The organism is Allomuricauda sp. d1 (genome assembly GCF_039592695.1).
GTDB lineage: Bacteria > Bacteroidota > Bacteroidia > Flavobacteriales > Flavobacteriaceae > Flagellimonas_A.
The window spans coordinates 1,295,510-1,313,287 of the sequence record NZ_JBBUTK010000001.1 but is presented as its reverse complement, the minus strand read 5'-3'; the positions used below and the strand labels follow the sequence as shown (position 1 = coordinate 1,313,287).

Below are 17,778 nucleotides of genomic sequence, written 5' to 3'. Positions count from 1 at the left end.
ATGAAGGGAATAATATTAGCCGGGGGTTCAGGTACAAGATTGCACCCATTGACATTGAGTGTCAGTAAGCAATTGCTACCCATCTATGACAAGCCAATGATATATTATCCATTGTCAGTCCTGATGCTTGCTGACATAAGGGAGATATTGATAATTTCAACACCGCAAGATTTACCAAATTTTAAAAAATTGTTGGGGACTGGTAAACAGTTTGGCATTCAATTATCGTATGCTGAGCAACCATCACCGGACGGTTTGGCACAGGCTTTTACAATTGGAGAGGAGTTCATCGGCGATGATGATGTTTCCTTAATCCTGGGAGATAATATATTTTATGGGGCCGGATTACAAAAACTGTTGCTCAATGCAATTAAAATCGTAGAGGAACAAAACAATGCTGTGGTTTACGGTAATTATGTAACGGATCCTGAGCGGTATGGTGTAGTAGAATTCAATGAAAATAAAGACGTTTTAAGTATTGAGGAAAAGCCAAAAAATCCCAAATCCAAGTATGCCGTTGTTGGGTTATATTTTTATCCCAACAGTGTCGTAGAAATTGCAAAGAATGTAAAACCCAGTGATAGGGGGGAGCTTGAAATTACCTCTATAAATCAAGAATATTTAGATCGGACACAATTAAAACTGGAAATTTTAAGTCGTGGTTTTGCTTGGTTGGACACAGGTACCCACGAAGCTTTAACAGAAGCAACTGAGTTTGTTAAAGCAGTTGAAAAAAGAACAGGGCTAAAGATTGCCTGTCTGGAAGAGATTGCCTTAAATTATAAATGGATAGATAAGAAACAATTAAAGCAAAGAATTTTTGAACTAAAAGGAGAATATTACAATTATCTCCAAAATTTGTTGGATTAATGTCCTTGAAACAAAAAACGATAGCCGGGGTTGTATGGAGCTTAGCCGAGGCGTTTTTTTTAAAAGGACTTTCATTTTTAGCGATGATCCTTTTAGCACGTTGGTTGGGGCCGGTTGATTTTGGGCTTATGGGAATGATTGCGGTATTTATCGGAATTGGTAAATCATTGGTCGATAGCGGGATGTCTGCTTCACTAATTAGGACCAAAAATGCGAATGATTCCGATTTTACTACAGTATTCTACATGAATATGGCCATGAGTTTGCTGGTATATGCCATCATGTTTTTTGCAGCACCCTATATTGCATCTTTTTTTGGACAAACAATACTTATTGACGTCATTAGAATTTATTGTTTAACTTTTATCATATCCGCCTTTTCCGCTATACAATTAGCGATATTAAATAAAGAAATGCTATTTAAAAAGTTGGCGCTTTTAAACGTCCCAAGCATTATTATCGGGGTTAGTGTGGGTCTTTTTCTTGGCTATAATGATTATGGCGTTTGGAGTATCGTTTTGATGTATATGACCACGCAAGCCATTTTTTCTATATTACTTTGGGGAACAGGGTCATGGAAACCCAGCTTAAACTTTTCTAAGGAAAAATTGAAACTCCATTATAATTTTGGCTACAAGTTGATGCTAGCGGGATTGATGGATGTAATTTTTAAAAATAGTTACAATATCATCATAGGAAAATTTTTTCCGGTGCAGACCTTGGGTTATTATGAAAGGGCAAGGCGATTTAGTCAATATCCCTCGCAAACGATTACCGACATCGTAGGTAAGGTTACCTACCCCATGTTGGTCCAACTGCAGGACGATACGCCAAAATTGGCAATAATCTACAGGAGTTTGCTTCGAGTGGCATTTTTTATTATTGCGCCCTTGATGTTGGGCATGGCAGCTATTGCCGAACCTTTGTTTGACTCAGTGCTCGGACCTGAATGGATACCCGCAGTGCCCTATTTCCAAATATTAAGCTTAGCGGGTATGTTATTCCCAATTCACGCGTTTAACGTCAACGTGTTTAAGGTATATGGTAGAAGTGACCTGTTTTTGAAAATAGACATAATTAAAAGGTCAATCCTTATTCTAGCCATGATAGTAGGCTTTCAATTTGGTGTGCTTGGTCTCGTTTGGAGTAGTGTAATCGTTTCTCTTGTCAGTCTGCTGATCAATACCTATTATGCCGGAAAATTAATCGATTATAGCACAAAGCAGCAATTATTGGATATGCTACCCATTTTAGTCGTGGCCGGTCTTACTTTTTTATTGATGCACCGTTCGGTAAATGTATTTACCGACTATGGTAATTTCGTTCAATTGATAGTAGTTTCGTTAATCGGAATTGCTTTTTATCTATCGATTCATTCTTTTTTTAAAGCCAGTCCTCTGTACGCCCTGATAACAATTATAAAAAACCGTAAGTTATGATACCAGTAACCTTACCCTTTATACCTCCCAAAGAGGACTATGATATTTTATTGCATGGTATTTGGAAACGTCAATGGTTAACCAATATGGGGCCTTTGGCCAGTGATCTTGAAATGAAACTGAAAGACCATTTGGGCGTTGACCATCTATTGTTCGTAACCAATGGTACGGTAGCACTGCAGATGGCTATTAAGGCATTGGATTTAAAAGGTGAAATTATCACTACACCGTTTACGTATGTAGCAACTACCAGTAGTATTGTTTGGGAAAATTGTAAACCCGTTTACGTTGATATAGATCCAAAAAGCTTAAATATAAATCCCAATAAAATTGAAGCTGCTATTACCGCTAAAACTTCAGCCATTGTGGCAACCCATGTATATGGCAATCCCTGCGACGTATTAGCCATTGAAAAGATAGCAAAGAAACATAAGCTCAAAGTTATTTATGATGCTGCCCATGCCTTTGGCGTACAGGTTAATGGCACTTCTATTTTTAATTATGGCGATATTTCTACCTGCAGCTTACATGCAACCAAGTTGTTTCACTCGGGTGAGGGAGGTTTGGTAATAACCAAGGAATCAGAGTTGTTAAAAGAACTGGCGCATATCCGAAATTTTGGTCACTCCGGTCCGGAAACGTTTCACAATTTGGGAATCAACGGTAAAAACTCAGAGTTTCATGCCGCAATGGGTTTGGCCAATTTCAATCACATTCAAGCCATTCACAATCAACGTAAATTGTTGACAGAGCGTTATGATAAAAACCTAAAGACTTTCAAGGCATTTAAGCCTTTGTGGCATAAAGCATCAAAAGAAAATTACGCCTATTATCCCATTGTTTTTGATAATGAGGAATTGCTGTTAAAATGTATTGATGAGCTCAAAGTCCATGAAATATTCGGCAGACGTTATTTTTACCCATCTTTATCGCACTCCTTACCATATATGGAATCAAAACCATTGAAATGGGCGGATGATATATCTAAACGTGTATTTTGTTTGCCGCTTTACTTCAATCTTACGGTAGAAGAAGTAGACATGATATGCAGGTTGTTGTTAAGGGTGCAAAACAATTGATTTGAGGCATGAAAGTAGCCATGATGCAGCCATACCTTTTTCCCTATTTACCATATTTTCAATTGGTTAATTCGGTTGATGTATTCATTTTCGCAGATGATGTAAATTTTATTAAGGGAGGTTTTATCAATAGAAACAAAATTCTGTTCAAAAATGAAGAACGTTATTTTACGGTACCGTGCTCTAAAAAAAGTCAAAATAAGTTGATAAACGAAGTGGGTATCGCCAGTAAATCCAAAGGGTATCCTGATAATATATTGCTCACCATGAGGCAAACCTATTCAAAAGCACCCTTTTTCGGCGATGTCTTTCCTTTGTTGGAAACAGTTTTCTATTCTGAAATCGACAACATAGCCGAGTTAGCGGCATTTTCAGTTAAGTTAGTTTCAAAATACCTGAACATAAACGTAGATTTCAAGTTTTCTTCAGAATCGTTTCATCACACCAAGGGTCAAGAAAAATCAATTCGTCTGATAAACATTACAAAAGAGCTAGGTGCTTCCACCTATATGAACCCTGTTGGGGGTAGAGCTATATATTGCAAAAAATGTTTTGAGAGCAAAGGTGTTAAACTATACTTTTTAGAGCCTGCGGATATTCAATATTCTCAGTTTAACAAAGATTTTATTCCAAGTCTATCGATAATCGATGTTCTAATGCATAATTCCATTGAAGACATTCATAGGCTTCTTAACAAGTATAGACTTTTATGATCGCAAGCCGTAACTATTTGGGATTAAAGCTTTGTATGGCTCGAAAATTTGTTTCGGCAAGCAACATCTTTTGAACTGCCATCGTGTTTTGAAAAGACAACTAAATTTAAAGATAAAAAAAGTATTTTTTTGAAAAAAAGGGTTCAATAACTTGATTGCGGACTATGGCTTGTATTGAGCACATTATGAATTGAAAATGAATGACCCTTGAACCCCAAACTTTATCATATTGCCACCATTGTAACCAATAAAAAGAAAAACAAATGAAAAAAAGTCAATTTTTTGGAGGATTACCAGGATCTTTATACAAGAGGTTAATACTGCCCATTGTGAGAAAAGCAAACACTAAAGCTTCGCAGGCTATTCCTAAATTCGAGCTCAGTGAAATGCATATAAAAAACGCCAAGCTCCTGACAACACGGGAAGAACTGTTGCGAATATTACCACAAAAAGGTGTAGTGGCCGAGCTAGGAGTTGACGAAGGTGATTTTTCAGATTCGATTTTAACAATAAACAAACCAAAAAAATTACATTTAATCGACTTTTGGGGGAGCAAACGGTATAATCAAAACAAAAGAAAAAAAGTTGAAGGTCGGTTTCAGAATTATACCGAAAACCAAGCGGTCGAGATTAACTTGGGGTTGTCGACAACGGTAGTCGATGATTTTAAGGACGATTATTTTGATTGGGTGTATATCGATACCTCTCATTCCTATAAAACCACCTTTGAAGAATTAGAGCGCTATAGCAAAAAAGTAAAAGCGGGTGGCTATATTGCCGGACACGATTATATTGTCGGTAATTGGGATGGATTGGTGCGCTATGGCGTGATTGAGGCGGTTTATGAATTTTGCGTTAAACATAACTGGGAAATAGCATTCTTGACTTCTGAATTAAACAATAGTCCAAGCTTTGCTATCAGGCGGATTGCCGATTATAACAAGGGATGAAAATTACAGGGGCCCAATACGTTCGGGGCTGCTGACCGTACATAGTCGCGTAGTTCGACAATTTACGACCAACAGCATTTTCAATGCAATGCTGACTGTCTACATAGACAGCATTTGTGGTCGGAATAGACAAAGCGTTACAGATGATTTATTCAAAGTCACTGAATCAAATATCTACTATATCTTGAGAAAACATGCTTCAAAACCTCTAGTCGGGCTGCTTGCAGCTAGAGCGGGTCAATCAATTTAAAATAGTCACTTTTGGTCAGGTCAAATTTAAGAACCCGATTTCTTGATGACCCCTTCAACATTTCACCCTTTTTCAATTTCCATTCAAATCTTGATAAACTAATTAAGATTCAAAGTTATTAGATTCGGCGTTTGAGCACTCTTGCGTTTATAGAGGTATTGAATGGGGCTAACTACAAATTGACTGGCATGCATGCGTATTGCAGTAACCTTTATCGTTCATACGCTAGCAGTTGGTAGGGTTGGTTGCAATATAAGAACGTCAAATACAAAATCAATTATGACTTTAGTGCTATATGTACCACAATATCTGTTGTTAATCAATAAAATGGGTGAATTACGTTTGAAAGAGTTTAATTTAGTGCTCTTCTAGGTGTTTTTTAATAATAATTTATGAGAGGATTCAATATTTCAATAGGTTCTTCCAATGAAGAAATTAGTAGGTCATGGAAAACTCAAACTAATCCGCATAATTGCATTGCCTACAAGGATATCTACCTCGAAAATTTTTCCAACAATAAATTTGAGAATGATAGTCTATTTACTGAAACAACTGACTATATCATAGTACTGAAAGGCGTGATTTTAAATCAAAAAGCCCTTTTAAAGCCTAACTTAAATTGGGAAGAGACCCTAATAGAACTATACCTAAGGGAGGGAAATGAGTTTTTTAAAAAGTTCAAGGGTAGCTTTTGTGGCGCACTATATGATAAGAAGAAAGAAAAATGGCTTGTTTTTACGGACCATATCGGCTCTAGAGATCTCTATTATTATAAAAAGGGAGATACCTATTTTATTTCAAGTGAAATAAATGAAATATACGCTTTTCTAAAGGCCAATAATCGTTCTTATGGTTTCAATATTGCGGCTGCGTATAATTTGTTGAGTTACGGATATATGTTGGGAAATAAAACTTTGTGTGAAGATATTCATAAAATAATGCCCGGAAACTATCTACGTGTAGAAGACGGCAGCACCGATATGACAAATTATTATCAGCTACCGAAATCGAAACTTGAGGGAGATATAAATGAAGATGAAGTAATTGAAATACTGGACACTAAATTTAGGGAAGCTATACGCCTTCAATTTGACAAGGATAGGGAATACTCATACAAGCATCTTGTCACTCTAAGTGGCGGATTGGATTCCAGAATGGTTGCTTGGGTAGCACATGAGATGGGTTATGTGAATCAAATAAACCTCACATTTTCCCAAAGCGATTATTTGGATGAGACCATTGCAAAAAAGATTGCCGCCGATTTAAAGCACGAATGGATTTTTAAGGCACTCGATAATGGTAATTTTTTAAAGGATATTGATGAGATCACCAAGATATCGGGAGGGCATGTGTTGTATTACGGACTTGCGCATAGTCATAGCATTTATAAATATATTAATTCCGATATCTTAGGAATGACCCATTCTGGACAATTGGGCGACGTTGTAATCGGCAGTTATATAGGCCGTTTGAACAATGAGGATTTGAAAACTTTGGGAGGGAAATTTTCTAAGGGTATCGAAGGAAAAAACCCTACTAACACATCTTTCGATTCGTTCGAAGATCTTGAATTGGCCATGCTGTATCAAAGAGGATTAAATGGGATCAACGAGGGGCTAAAAATCGGTCAGATCAATTCAGAAACCATATCTCCTTTCTATGATGTCGATTTTATGGAATTTTGCCTGGACATACCGATTAAAAACAGGATGAATCACGGCATTTATTTAAAATGGCTTTTATCTAAATATCCAGAAGCCGCCAACTATAAATGGGAAAAAATTAATAGAAAACCATCCACCAAGCAAGTTTCAATCAATTACAAAGGCAGGCAGATGCCATTGAGAAATGCCACGTCGGCCGTATTGCATAAATTGGGTTTGAAATCATCTGCTAGATCGACCAAAAATCACATGAATCCGTTGGAATATTGGTATAACACAAACAATGACCTTAGAACGTTTCAGGATACCTACTTTAAGGTGAATATTGAACGTATAACCGATAGAGAACTGAAATCTGATTGTCAGAATCTCTATAATTCTGGGAACGCCATTGAAAAGAATCAGGTACTGACCCTTCTTTCCGCAATAAAACTTAACTTTTAAATACAATTTTAAATTTCGTATCCTACCAATAAATGGTAAATCGAACATCGTTAGACCCAATGAAAAAAATTATTCATGTCCATTCGGATAATAAATTTATACATGATTCCGAAAGGTATACTGATGAATCATTTATCAACGAGATCATGATTTTGGACAGTAAAAATTCATCAAATAAGGAATATCATAATAAGGCCCTTTTCTATGAACCCATTCCAGATAACTTGAACAAAATTTTAGCGGTCGCTAATTCGGCGGATGCCCTAGTCATATATAATTTAGATTTTTTCAAAAGCCAGATTGTGAATCGTGTGGATAAAAGGGTTAAGATTATCTGGAGGTTTTTTGGTACTGAATTGTATTCGCGTAAACCACATTTATATCTAAGTACAAAATCTAAATCTTTTTTTGTCTCCAGAATAGTTAAAAGCAAAGTGAAGTCTACTTTTCCGTTTTTTTTTCATTACGAAAAGTCGTTTTATAGGGCGATAAAGCGTTCAGATGCAATTACCTGTACTTTTAAAGATGAGTACGAACATTTGACAAGACATTGGAATCATCTCCCCACGCTTATCCCTCTTGCTTCTGAACATCATCGTAATTATTCCAGCAAAATTGATTTTAAATTGGACTATCCCAAAAAAAATATTGTAGTCATTGGCAATAGTAGGGCGTTTTACAACAATCATTTAGACAGTTTGGAATTGGTTCAAAGAAGTAAACATGCCCAGAAATTGAATATAAAAGTCTTGTTTAATTATGGCACTGAGAATACATATACACACGAAGTCCGTAAAAGGGCAAAATTAGCTGGGGTGGAATTAATAGATTCTTTCATTGCACCCAATAAATTTATTGATTTTTATGGGCCCGTAGCTGCCTTTATAAACAACAGTTATAGACAGTTGGCACTTGGCAATGTCTTTATGGCCTTGCATAAAGGCGTCAAAGTATATCTTAACAGCAAAAACCCTACCTATCAATGGCTTGAAGGAGAGGGGCTTTACATCTATAATATGGAGATCCTTGAAAACGATTTGAAAACCGGACAGGTGTACTTGGCGAAAAGCGAAATAGAACACAACCTAAAGGGCTTAAAAAAACTTAAAGAAGGACAGTCTAAAAGTGATTTTACACTCCAAGTGCTGGAATTACTAAACGAATAACATCTTTCTGATAGTTTAGAGCACAAACGAAGCTTTCATGATTAATGCATTGGTTGTATTGAAAGATGTACCTTTTAAGCTTGCTGTTGAAAATCTCTTTTCTATAGGTGCCAAAAATATTCATATTACAATTGATGCAACAATAAAACTGATTGGCAGTACTTTTATGGGTAAGGTAATATTAATTATCTAGTTTTAGAAAAAAAGCCTAATTTTTAAATGCATATACTCTTTAACCGATTATTTTATTTAGTGTTATTCTTTGGTTTCTTTTTACCATCGAACAGTACCTTCTATTTACCATTGCCCGGGGTGCAACTAAAAATAAGCGAATTCGCCTTTTTTGTATTGCCCATCATCAATTTATTTTGTTACTCGCCCTCTAGTGCTACTTTCAAAAGTCCCCGCCTGAAAAGGAATATTGTTCTTTTGATTATTGTGGTTGTTTTTACAGAAGTTATTGCCAAAAAATTTATGTACGGTCAATCGTTGGGAGATGCTTTTAAAGCTATACGGGTTGGATTACCCTTATTTTCATCTTTAATTCTGATAGCTCAAGGGATAAGGGCCGATATTAGAATTGTATGGAAAATATTATTACTCGCAGTCAGTGCTTCGGTTCTAATAGCGATTCTGTCTATGTTTGTCAGCCTACCTATTTACCCTAATTTCGAGGGCGCTGACATATTGAGAGAACAGGGTGGTAGATTGGGCAATGCCAATTTTCAGTTCGGTTTAATAGGTATGTATCTCTTGATCCAAGAAAGCAATCAGTGGTACAGCAAGGGTAGATTGGTTAAAATCACTGCTATTCTTAGTGTTTTCGCCATTATTCTGAGTTTTAATAGAACTCTGCTGGCACTGATGTTTCTAGAGGCCGTCTATCTACTATGGAATAAATTCAATTTCAAAAAAATCAGGAAAATTATATTTTATGGCATACTGGCTTTGGTGGTCTTTTTCGGGGCTTATGCGAATAGCCAAACGATGAGAAATCAGATTGACAAGAGAATCTTTTCAATACTGGAGGGACAACAGACCATCGCAGAAAATACCGTAGAAGGCAATAGGGAAGTAATATATGAAGCGGTGGAAGAAAAACTGATTTCTGGATATTATGTTTTGGGATTGCCCTATAAAACCCCAATATTTACATGGGTTGCACGCTGGTCATTTCTTGATGATAGACACATGACAGTCACTGATACATCTGCTTTTACAATCATTCTAAGATATGGCATTATACCTTTGCTATTGATAGCAATAATATTAAGACAACTCTATGTGCTTTCAAATAATCTATTCTTTAAAACTATTCTAATCTTATTCTTAATTGCGTCTTTAAACCTTGATCTTTTATTGCGACTAAATTCGACTTTATTCCTTGCATTCATTTTTTTGATAACAAAAGCTAAAATTCATGAACAAGATAGTATTCATAGCAAAGACCAATATTAATACAGACGGAAGGATTTTAAATGAATTAAGGGTTTTAGAAGAGTGGAATAAGGATTTAATAGTCGATTTTATACTATTTCCTGATAAAAAGGTGACCATTTCTTTTGATGATTCTGTTAGATTACATCAAATTAACAACAGGTTAAGACACAATAAACTTTTAAGGCTATTTACAGTGCTTGAGTTCACCTTTAAAGCCTTCAGATTGTTAAATAGATTGAAGCCAAATATTATTCATGCACAGGATTCTGCAGTAATTTTACCAGTATTACTGTTCAGATTGATAGGCAATAGGTTCTGGTTGATATATGATGATCATGAAGTACCAAATGAAAATGGGCCTTTCATAAATAAAATTTGGCATGCATTTGAAAATTTCTTGATGAAAAAATCTGATGCCGTAATAATGGCCAATAAAGAAAGAATGTTGTATTTGATAGAAAAACAACAATTACCAAACAATATATTTTACTTTTTGAACTTGCCCTATTTTGATGTTAATCCGAGCACAGCCCCATCATCTTTGGTGCAATCAAAATTGGATGAACTGGAACAACATAAAAAAGGGGGGACTAGATTTATAATTCATCAGGGGCCTTTAAAAACCGAAAGAGGGAGGCAGCATCTCGCCGATTTTTGCAAAAGCCTGCCCACTCCCTATGTAATCCTTTTATTGGGGGGTACAGAAGCTGACTTTTTTAAATTTAAGAAGGAGAATGGGCTACAAGATGATAAATTATTTTTTATCGGCAATGTCAATTATGAAGTGTTGCCATTATTTTGGAAAAAAGGATGCGCTAGTATTGTTATGTATTTGCCTACATATACCAACAATAAGCTTTGTGCCCCAAATAGGTTGTATCTATCTTATTTCATAGGTCTGCCGATTATTGTCAATAAAGATAATCCTGTGCTATATAGTTTTACAAAGAATTATGAAGCAGGAGCATTCATTGAGGACTTTTTAGCGAATCCTACTGTTGAATTTCTTAATCAATTGAATACTCTTGTCATTGATGATTCGGCCAAAGAAAGCCTATTGGCCATGGAAAAAAGCAAAATAATCAATCTGTATTCCAGTATAATCCATAAAGTACCTCATTCGGGAAACAAAATCGGCTAACCATATAAAGCTAGACGCAATTAACATGATTTGTTCAAGAATATGGTAATATAGACAAAACGAGATTAAAAGGAATGCGCATGAACGCAAAAGAGTGCTCAAATAATAACTTAAATAAAGAAACACTAACAAAAGAATATCTTGATAGCATAGACTGCTTATGATTTCTTATAAAAATCACATAAAAGTAATATTGGACTTTTTAGTAGCATTCTTGCTCGTATCCCTATTCAGTCCCATCTTGATTATTTCAACTATTGGGTTATATTTTATCAACGATGGACATCCATTTTTTTTTCAACTTCGTCCAGGACGAAATGAAAAGGTTTTTAGCATTATTAAGTTTAAGACCATGACAGACAAAAGAGATGCCCAAGGAAGGCTTTTGCCAGATTCAGAGCGGCTAACACCTTTGGGAAGATTGGTACGGAAATCTTCTTTGGATGAACTCCCACAGTTATTCAATGTCCTAAAAGGAGACATGAGTATTGTTGGCCCTAGACCTTTACTGCCAGAGTATTTACCCCTTTATGCTAAAAATCAGGCGAGACGTCATGAAGTACGGCCCGGTATTACCGGTTGGGCGCAAGTCAATGGAAGAAATAGTATTTCTTGGCCACAAAAGTTTGCTTATGATGTAGAATACGTTGACAAACTATCATTTTTGTTTGACATGAAAATTTTATGGTTGACCTTTATCAAGGTTTTGAAAAGAGAAGGTGTAAATCAAAGTGATGAGCGGCCAATGGAACGATTTAAAGGCAATAATTAGAGAGCAATGGTTACTAGGTTGTTATATTTAGGATATTACCTGAGAAAACTCGATCAAAAAAAATTCAAAACATTTAGTGGTTTCGTAAGTGGTAATTATGGCATATCAAAAACTAAACTCATTCGTGATAGTATAGGAGCTTCTCTAAAATATAATATTTCTTTGATGGACTATTTTTATTTTAAGTTCTATAACCTTACTAAATCAGAAAAACAGACGTATGCCGGTACAGGATACATGTACGAGTATCAATTACGAATGAACCCTAAAAGTGAAAGAAAAATATTGGAAAATAAATTGATATTTTTAGATAAGTATGCACCGTTCATATCCCATCAATACGCAAGTAAAGAACATTTCTTAAATGATTCAAAAGTTTCTGATTGTTTATTTAAAAACCCTGCCCGCAAATTAGTGGTAAAGTCTTCAGATGGTCAATGTGGAGAAGGCATTCTTCTGATGGATATTGATGAATTGGGAGAAAAGGAAATAGTTTCAGCAATCAAGAAAACAAATAATGACTTGATAGAAGAATATATAATGCAGCATGATTCACTCATGAAATTGTCTCCTTCTGGCCTAAATACCGTTAGAATTTTTACGCAATTGGATGATAATGATCAGGTTAATATTTTGGGTTGTAGACTGAGAATTACGATTAATTCTTATGTTGATAACCTGGCAGCCGGTAATATTGCCGCTCCAATAGATGAAATTTCTGGAATTGTAAATGGAGCCGGTGTATATAGCGATATTACGAAAACCGAGGAGTATAAGCACCCTATTACCGGAATTGACATCGTTGGATTTCGAGTTCCTTTTTGGAAAGAGACTCTTCAAATGGTTAAGGAAGCCGCCTCACTGTATAAGGGGAATAGATCAATAGGTTGGGATGTGGCAATTACCAATAAAGGACCTGAACTCTTAGAGGGTAACCATAACTGGTGTAAATTATTATGGCAACTACCAGTAAAAAAAGGCCTTAAAAAAAAATTGGAGGCATATAGATGAAAGAAAACTTAATTATTGTAGGTGCTGGCAACGTTGGGGGTTTTTTGGTATTGAATCAAGAACTTTTTAATAATCAATACAATATTATCGGATTTCTTGATGACGCGGTTGAAAAAATAAACAAAACTTTTTGGGGTATCCCGGTATTAGGTGCTGTAGATGATTTGTATAAATACCCAGATGTGGCATTGGTTATAGGAATTGCAGATCCAATAGTTAAAAAGAAAGTACTTCAAAAAGTGGGAGATAATCATAAGTTTCCGAACTTTATATCTGAAAATACTTGGATTTCCAATGATGTTAATTTCGGAAAAGGAATTATCATTTATCCGGGAGTTTCAATTAATTATGAAACAGAAATAGGAGATTTTGTCATAATAAATATGAACTGCGCAGTAGGTCATAATACCAGAATTGAAAAATGTTGTTCATTGGCTCCTGGTGTAAATTTAGCCGGTTTTACACACGCAGAACCTTTTGCGGAAATCGGTATTGGAGCTACCACTATTCAACAAGTTAAAATTGGTGAAGGTTCTATTATTGGTGGACAGAGTATGGTCATTAAGAACACTGAAGCATATCACACCTATGTTGGTGTACCCGCAAAAAAGAAAGGATTTTAAAGAACCTTTGTTGACTTAGTAAGTAAACAATCTCCTTCAAGATCTGTTGCTTTGATTTTTATGCTCAGCTTAAGTGTAGTCTACTACTTTTTCTGGGAGGGCCACAATTCTTTTCTTCGGAGGGGCCGCTCTACTTTTGGGTGGCAACTGGTCTTAGGAAGGGGAGCATATTGTGGGGACACTATCTTTTGGAAATCAACTCATGGTCTTACGTTAGTTAACATTTCCTTGCCAATAGGATGATTTCGATAACCTTTATGATATATTTCTCCTAAAAGAAATCCAGGTCTAGTATTGCCCTCGATTACGATGGGGCCTTTTGGGGTGATTGCTATATCCCAACCAATCAGTCTACTAGGAAGATGTTTCGTAAGTTGTAGACATAAATCTTTGGCTTCTTCAAAGAAGGGTATTTGGAAATCTAAAAACTCAACCTTTGTATCTGGATGATGTGTGTATTTTTTTCCACCATGAATCATAGATTGAAAAGAATATTTCCCCAACTTGCCAGTTGATGGATCGGCAGGGACAAACACACCACCAGAAGAAATATTGTCAACGTAGTTGTTGCCAGTTCCTATGCGTATTCCAGAACTCAGTATATTGATTTGGTTGCGATTGTCAATATAGGTATCGATTCTTATCGTGTTTATGCTATTAGCATACAATAAATTTAGATTTTCATGCTGAATAACACCTTCCTGGTATATACAAACGCTTTTCATTATTTTTTCTACCTGGGCGTTGGTTATTGAATCTAGGTTTTCTCTTGTAAGAAGATAGACACCTTTACCCCCCGACCCAGATACTGTTTTCACAAAAATTCTATCACAATTGATTTTTTCGAAAATACTATGAATATATTCTATAAAACTTTCCCGAGTTTGAATTTCGTTTTTCTTTTCAAACCCCAGGAACATGCTTTTCATATTGTAGCATATTGTTTTGGGGGTAGGTAGGTTGTTTTCCTTACAGAAAAGAGCAAAACAAAGCTTATTTTCAAGAATGTATGTATATTCCTTTGTATTGTAAACTTTTGAATTTAGTATGGCATAGTATTCCTTAAGACTCAAATAGTCCTTATAGTTGGTAATATTTTTTCTGTATAGGAATCTACCAAAATAATAAAGAGGGAAATGGCCTTTTGATAAAGAGAGTACCGTTATTTCTTTAATGACAGTTGGAAAGCTTTTTTTTTCCTTATCCCTCAGAAATACATTTATTCTTTGAATATTTTCTCTTAACTGGCCCACCAAAAGATTGATAAAATATTTTGTTAAACATTTGCACAGTAAATTACAACAAGCGTGCTTTCCATTCAGTTTTAATTGATTAACCTATAATTTTATCAGATAAAATGCATGTCCCTGCCCGTCCTCCAGAGACCAGATGCCGCCCAAAAGTATTTTTCATTCATTTCGATATAATCGTTGTATGATAGCCTTGCCAAAGAATAGGGCAGTATAAAATTCAGGGATAGGCACTCTAAATTTTATTTGCCAGATGAAGAAAAGTAAGTTTGCCAAGAGTCAGATTATCAAGGCACTCAAAAGGGAATACAAGGCAGCATGGTCAGATTACATCTCTTGGGGGACAGAGCCTATACAGAAACCGACACTAAAAGATTTTTTGAGTAAATATGGAAACGCAAGTTTCTACATATCAAACAATGAACTAGTTTGTAAAACCTAAGCAGTAGCTAATATATAGAGGTATTTACAGTCAGAGAAAGAGTAATCTAACCTATTTACACTATTAAATAAATCGAGAAATTCTGCTTGATGGGGCGAATTGATTAAGTTGTTTGAATTTTTTGCGGTGAATGCAATACCTAATTAACCTTTGGAATGGCCATTATTCTTTCTTTAAAACGATAAAATACCGTGGTATCATCTTCCACAGATTTGCTGACCACCATTCCTGCCATGATGATATTGTTATCTCCTATGCTCACGTGTGGTATAATGACTGATCCAAGACCAAAATAATTATTGTTGCCTACCTTCGTATGTCCGGCTATCCCTGCTTTTGAAAAGAAATTTCCACTACCAACGCTGCTGTCATGGCTAATAAAACTGTAGGGGGTCAAAATATTGTAATCTCCAACTTCACTGTTTGGTTCAATTTCGCAAAAGGGCATAACAATATTGCCATTGCCAATTTTTTGGGATTTGGAAATAATAACTGTTGAGTGAATAAAGCTACCGATTTTGGCATTTTTTTCACCTAAAATCTCAATCATTTTATTTCTAAATTTAATATCCGAAATTGCTAGCAGAACTTCTTCATCTTTGGGAACATACGAATCAATATCACATAATACGGGGGCTTTGAAGTTATATCTTTTCCAGTGCTTTTCGATATTCTCTTCGTAATCAATATATCCTAATATATTGAGCTTTTCGTCATTTTCCACCTTAGAATTATTGTCTTCAATATAAAAAGTTAATTGGGCCGCCAACCCGCCAGTTCCTAGTATAATTACGTTTTTCATGGTATAATGTGATTAATTGATTTTATGAATTGAAATTGTAGCAAATTACATTTTACTTTCAATAAGTTTTTGCAATCCCAGAACTGTACCCGACCCCTCAATTTCCTCTGCAGATAGCGCAACGTCATATTCCGAGTCACAAAATGCAATGATTGATAGTATGGTCAATGAGTCCCAGGCATCAAAAGATTGAAGCTCATCACTAAGCTCAATTGAGTCTACTTCTAGAAGTTCTGCCATTGACGATTCAAAGTTCTCCATAGTCTAAATCTTATAATCTAAAATTCCACAAAAATCCAAATCACCAATGTTCATTAGTAAAGAGGACCAACTTAATCCGGCACCAAAACCGGCCAGACATATTAATAATGAATCTTTCGTCAATGTATCACCTAAATTATAGGTTATATTGGTAGGTGTGGAAACGCTATTGGCGTTTCCGAAATTTTCAACAACATTGTTTGGCATTTTCTCATAAGGAACCTCCATTTTATCCGCCAACTTTTTTAGCATAAACTTATTGGGCTGATGAAACATGAAATAATCCACATCCTCTTTTCCACATCCTGCCTTGTTCAATAGATTCTCAATCATTGGGGGCACTGCTTGCTGTACGAAATTAAATACATCATCTCCTTTCATCACCAAATGATTCAGAGATCGTGTGTTGCCCTTACTATCCGTTTTGAGCTCTGCTGTTTTTTCACTGGACGGAAGCTTAAACCCACCAGCCGGAATTATAAGCGCATCTGCCCCTTTTCCATCCGTGTTTATTGAACCATAAATTGTACTAGGTGAAGAATCCTTTTCTACAATGGTAATAGAAGCAGCATCGCCAGTCAACGGTCTACTTCCTCTATCTTGCTTTGATACTTTCTGGCTAAAGATATCGGCGTTCAATACTACCACTTTATTTATCTCTTCTTGCTCCAATAGCATGAAGGCTTGTATAAGGCCTATAGGGTAGCCAGCACATGCTTGGCTGAGTTCATCACATATAATGTCATTTCTTAATCCTAAGCGGCCATGGATTACTTGACTGGTATTGGGAATAAAATAATCGGGTGATTGGGTGACCATAATAATGGCATCGATTTCATTTTTATCAAGCAAACCTTTTTCAAAAAGATGCTCCAGGCCGAATACGCATAAATCTGAAATGGTGGTTCCCTCTTTAATAACGCGTCTTTTATCATATCCCATGATTAGCTTAAGTTTCATGCTCTGACTTCTAGAGAACGCATAATTATCTACTTCATCCTCAAACTTTATTTCATTTTCTGGTAAAATGGTTAGGATGCCAGTTATTTTCTTATTCTGAAATTTTAAGTTCATGTTTAATCACTGGTTTTTAGTTGATGATATGGAAAATAAATTCATAAGGACAATTAGAAACAAACTTTTAAACGATGAACACTAATCCGATGAAAAGTGTATTTGGTTGCTATCGGATTCATGTGCCATCAAAAATTTCGACTCTTTTGCCTATCAAACAATCGTTTTTAGTTGGGGGTTTTTTAATCCTTGGATTAGTATAAAACTACTTTATTTTCTTCACATTTTGGCATTTCAGCGAGTTTTCGGATTGGCGTCAAAAAAAACCGTTGTAATACCATTTGCACACTAGATATATTAACTTTTTTAAGCAATAGTTCTTCTTTTTCACTTATGAACCACCATTTTTTTCGTTGACGGGCGAATCGATTTAAGGAAAAAAGAACT

At 35.6% G+C, this 17,778-nt stretch carries 17 protein-coding genes; 13 read left to right on the top strand and 4 right to left on the bottom strand.

The window, feature by feature from the left end:
* The 13 genes from rfbA to AAAH86_RS05990 all read left to right on the top strand — a co-directional run bounded on the left by rfbA (position 1) and on the right by AAAH86_RS05990 (position 13,562).
* Complete coding sequence (gene rfbA / locus AAAH86_RS06050) at positions 1–870, top strand: glucose-1-phosphate thymidylyltransferase RfbA (RefSeq protein ID WP_343486620.1); 870 nt, start codon at positions 1–3, stop codon at positions 868–870.
* Positions 870–2,309 (top strand): lipopolysaccharide biosynthesis protein, encoded by a 1,440-nt coding sequence (locus AAAH86_RS06045; protein ID WP_343486619.1) that lies wholly within the window; start codon positions 870–872, stop codon positions 2,307–2,309. Before rfbA ends, AAAH86_RS06045 begins: the two co-directional genes overlap by 1 nt.
* Positions 2,306–3,388, top strand: a complete 1,083-nt coding sequence (locus tag AAAH86_RS06040) for a DegT/DnrJ/EryC1/StrS family aminotransferase (protein WP_343486618.1) — start codon at positions 2,306–2,308, stop codon at positions 3,386–3,388. Before AAAH86_RS06045 ends, AAAH86_RS06040 begins: the two co-directional genes overlap by 4 nt.
* Before the next feature lie 8 nt (positions 3,389–3,396).
* A complete protein-coding gene (locus tag AAAH86_RS06035; protein ID WP_343486617.1) occupies positions 3,397–4,101 on the top strand; it encodes a WbqC family protein in 705 nt (234 codons plus the stop codon).
* A 263-nt stretch (positions 4,102–4,364) separates the two neighbouring features.
* Positions 4,365–5,051, top strand: a complete 687-nt coding sequence (locus AAAH86_RS06030) for a class I SAM-dependent methyltransferase (RefSeq protein WP_343486616.1) — start codon at positions 4,365–4,367, stop codon at positions 5,049–5,051.
* A gap of 642 nt (positions 5,052–5,693) precedes the next feature.
* Positions 5,694–7,409 (top strand): asparagine synthase-related protein, encoded by a 1,716-nt coding sequence (locus tag AAAH86_RS06025; RefSeq protein WP_343486615.1) that lies wholly within the window; start codon positions 5,694–5,696, stop codon positions 7,407–7,409.
* 59 nt (positions 7,410–7,468) lie between these two features.
* The gene (locus tag AAAH86_RS06020; RefSeq protein ID WP_343486614.1) at positions 7,469–8,575 is read left to right on the top strand and encodes a hypothetical protein; all 1,107 of its coding nucleotides are present in this window, start codon (positions 7,469–7,471) and stop codon (positions 8,573–8,575) included.
* Between the two features lie 37 nt (positions 8,576–8,612).
* Positions 8,613–8,768, top strand: coding sequence for a hypothetical protein (locus tag AAAH86_RS06015; RefSeq protein ID WP_343486612.1), 156 nt, complete (start codon positions 8,613–8,615; stop codon positions 8,766–8,768).
* Positions 8,769–9,004: 236 nt separating this feature from the next.
* The gene (locus tag AAAH86_RS06010; RefSeq protein WP_343486611.1) at positions 9,005–10,033 is read left to right on the top strand and encodes a hypothetical protein; all 1,029 of its coding nucleotides are present in this window, start codon (positions 9,005–9,007) and stop codon (positions 10,031–10,033) included.
* A complete protein-coding gene (locus tag AAAH86_RS06005) occupies positions 9,996–11,156 on the top strand; it encodes a hypothetical protein (protein WP_343486610.1) in 1,161 nt (386 codons plus the stop codon). Before AAAH86_RS06010 ends, AAAH86_RS06005 begins: the two co-directional genes overlap by 38 nt.
* 160 nt (positions 11,157–11,316) lie before the next feature.
* Positions 11,317–11,928, top strand: coding sequence for a sugar transferase (locus tag AAAH86_RS06000; protein ID WP_343486609.1), 612 nt, complete (start codon positions 11,317–11,319; stop codon positions 11,926–11,928).
* A 6-nt stretch (positions 11,929–11,934) separates the two neighbouring features.
* A complete protein-coding gene (locus AAAH86_RS05995; RefSeq protein WP_343486608.1) occupies positions 11,935–12,939 on the top strand; it encodes a sugar-transfer associated ATP-grasp domain-containing protein in 1,005 nt (334 codons plus the stop codon).
* On the top strand, positions 12,936–13,562 hold the full coding sequence (locus AAAH86_RS05990; protein WP_343486607.1) for an acetyltransferase: 627 nt from the start codon (positions 12,936–12,938) through the stop codon (positions 13,560–13,562). The genes AAAH86_RS05995 and AAAH86_RS05990 overlap by 4 nt, the downstream gene beginning before the upstream one ends.
* A gap of 200 nt (positions 13,563–13,762) precedes the next feature.
* Here the strand turns inward: AAAH86_RS05990 and AAAH86_RS05985 are convergent, their stop codons facing one another.
* The 4 genes from AAAH86_RS05985 to AAAH86_RS05970 all read right to left on the bottom strand — a co-directional run bounded on the left by AAAH86_RS05985 (position 13,763) and on the right by AAAH86_RS05970 (position 17,391).
* Positions 13,763–14,815 carry a sugar-transfer associated ATP-grasp domain-containing protein gene (locus tag AAAH86_RS05985; RefSeq protein WP_343486606.1) on the bottom strand — a complete coding sequence of 351 codons (1,053 nt, stop codon included), beginning with the start codon at positions 14,813–14,815 and terminating at the stop codon, positions 13,763–13,765.
* 578 nt (positions 14,816–15,393) lie between these two features.
* Entirely contained in the window at positions 15,394–16,056 is a 663-nt protein-coding gene (locus AAAH86_RS05980) for an acetyltransferase (RefSeq protein ID WP_343486605.1), read from the bottom strand.
* A gap of 45 nt (positions 16,057–16,101) precedes the next feature.
* Positions 16,102–16,296, bottom strand: a complete 195-nt coding sequence (locus AAAH86_RS05975; protein WP_343486604.1) for an acyl carrier protein — start codon at positions 16,294–16,296, stop codon at positions 16,102–16,104.
* Between the two features lie 24 nt (positions 16,297–16,320).
* Positions 16,321–17,391 (bottom strand): ketoacyl-ACP synthase III, encoded by a 1,071-nt coding sequence (locus AAAH86_RS05970; RefSeq protein ID WP_343486603.1) that lies wholly within the window; start codon positions 17,389–17,391, stop codon positions 16,321–16,323.
* Positions 17,392–17,778 lie beyond the last annotated feature (387 nt).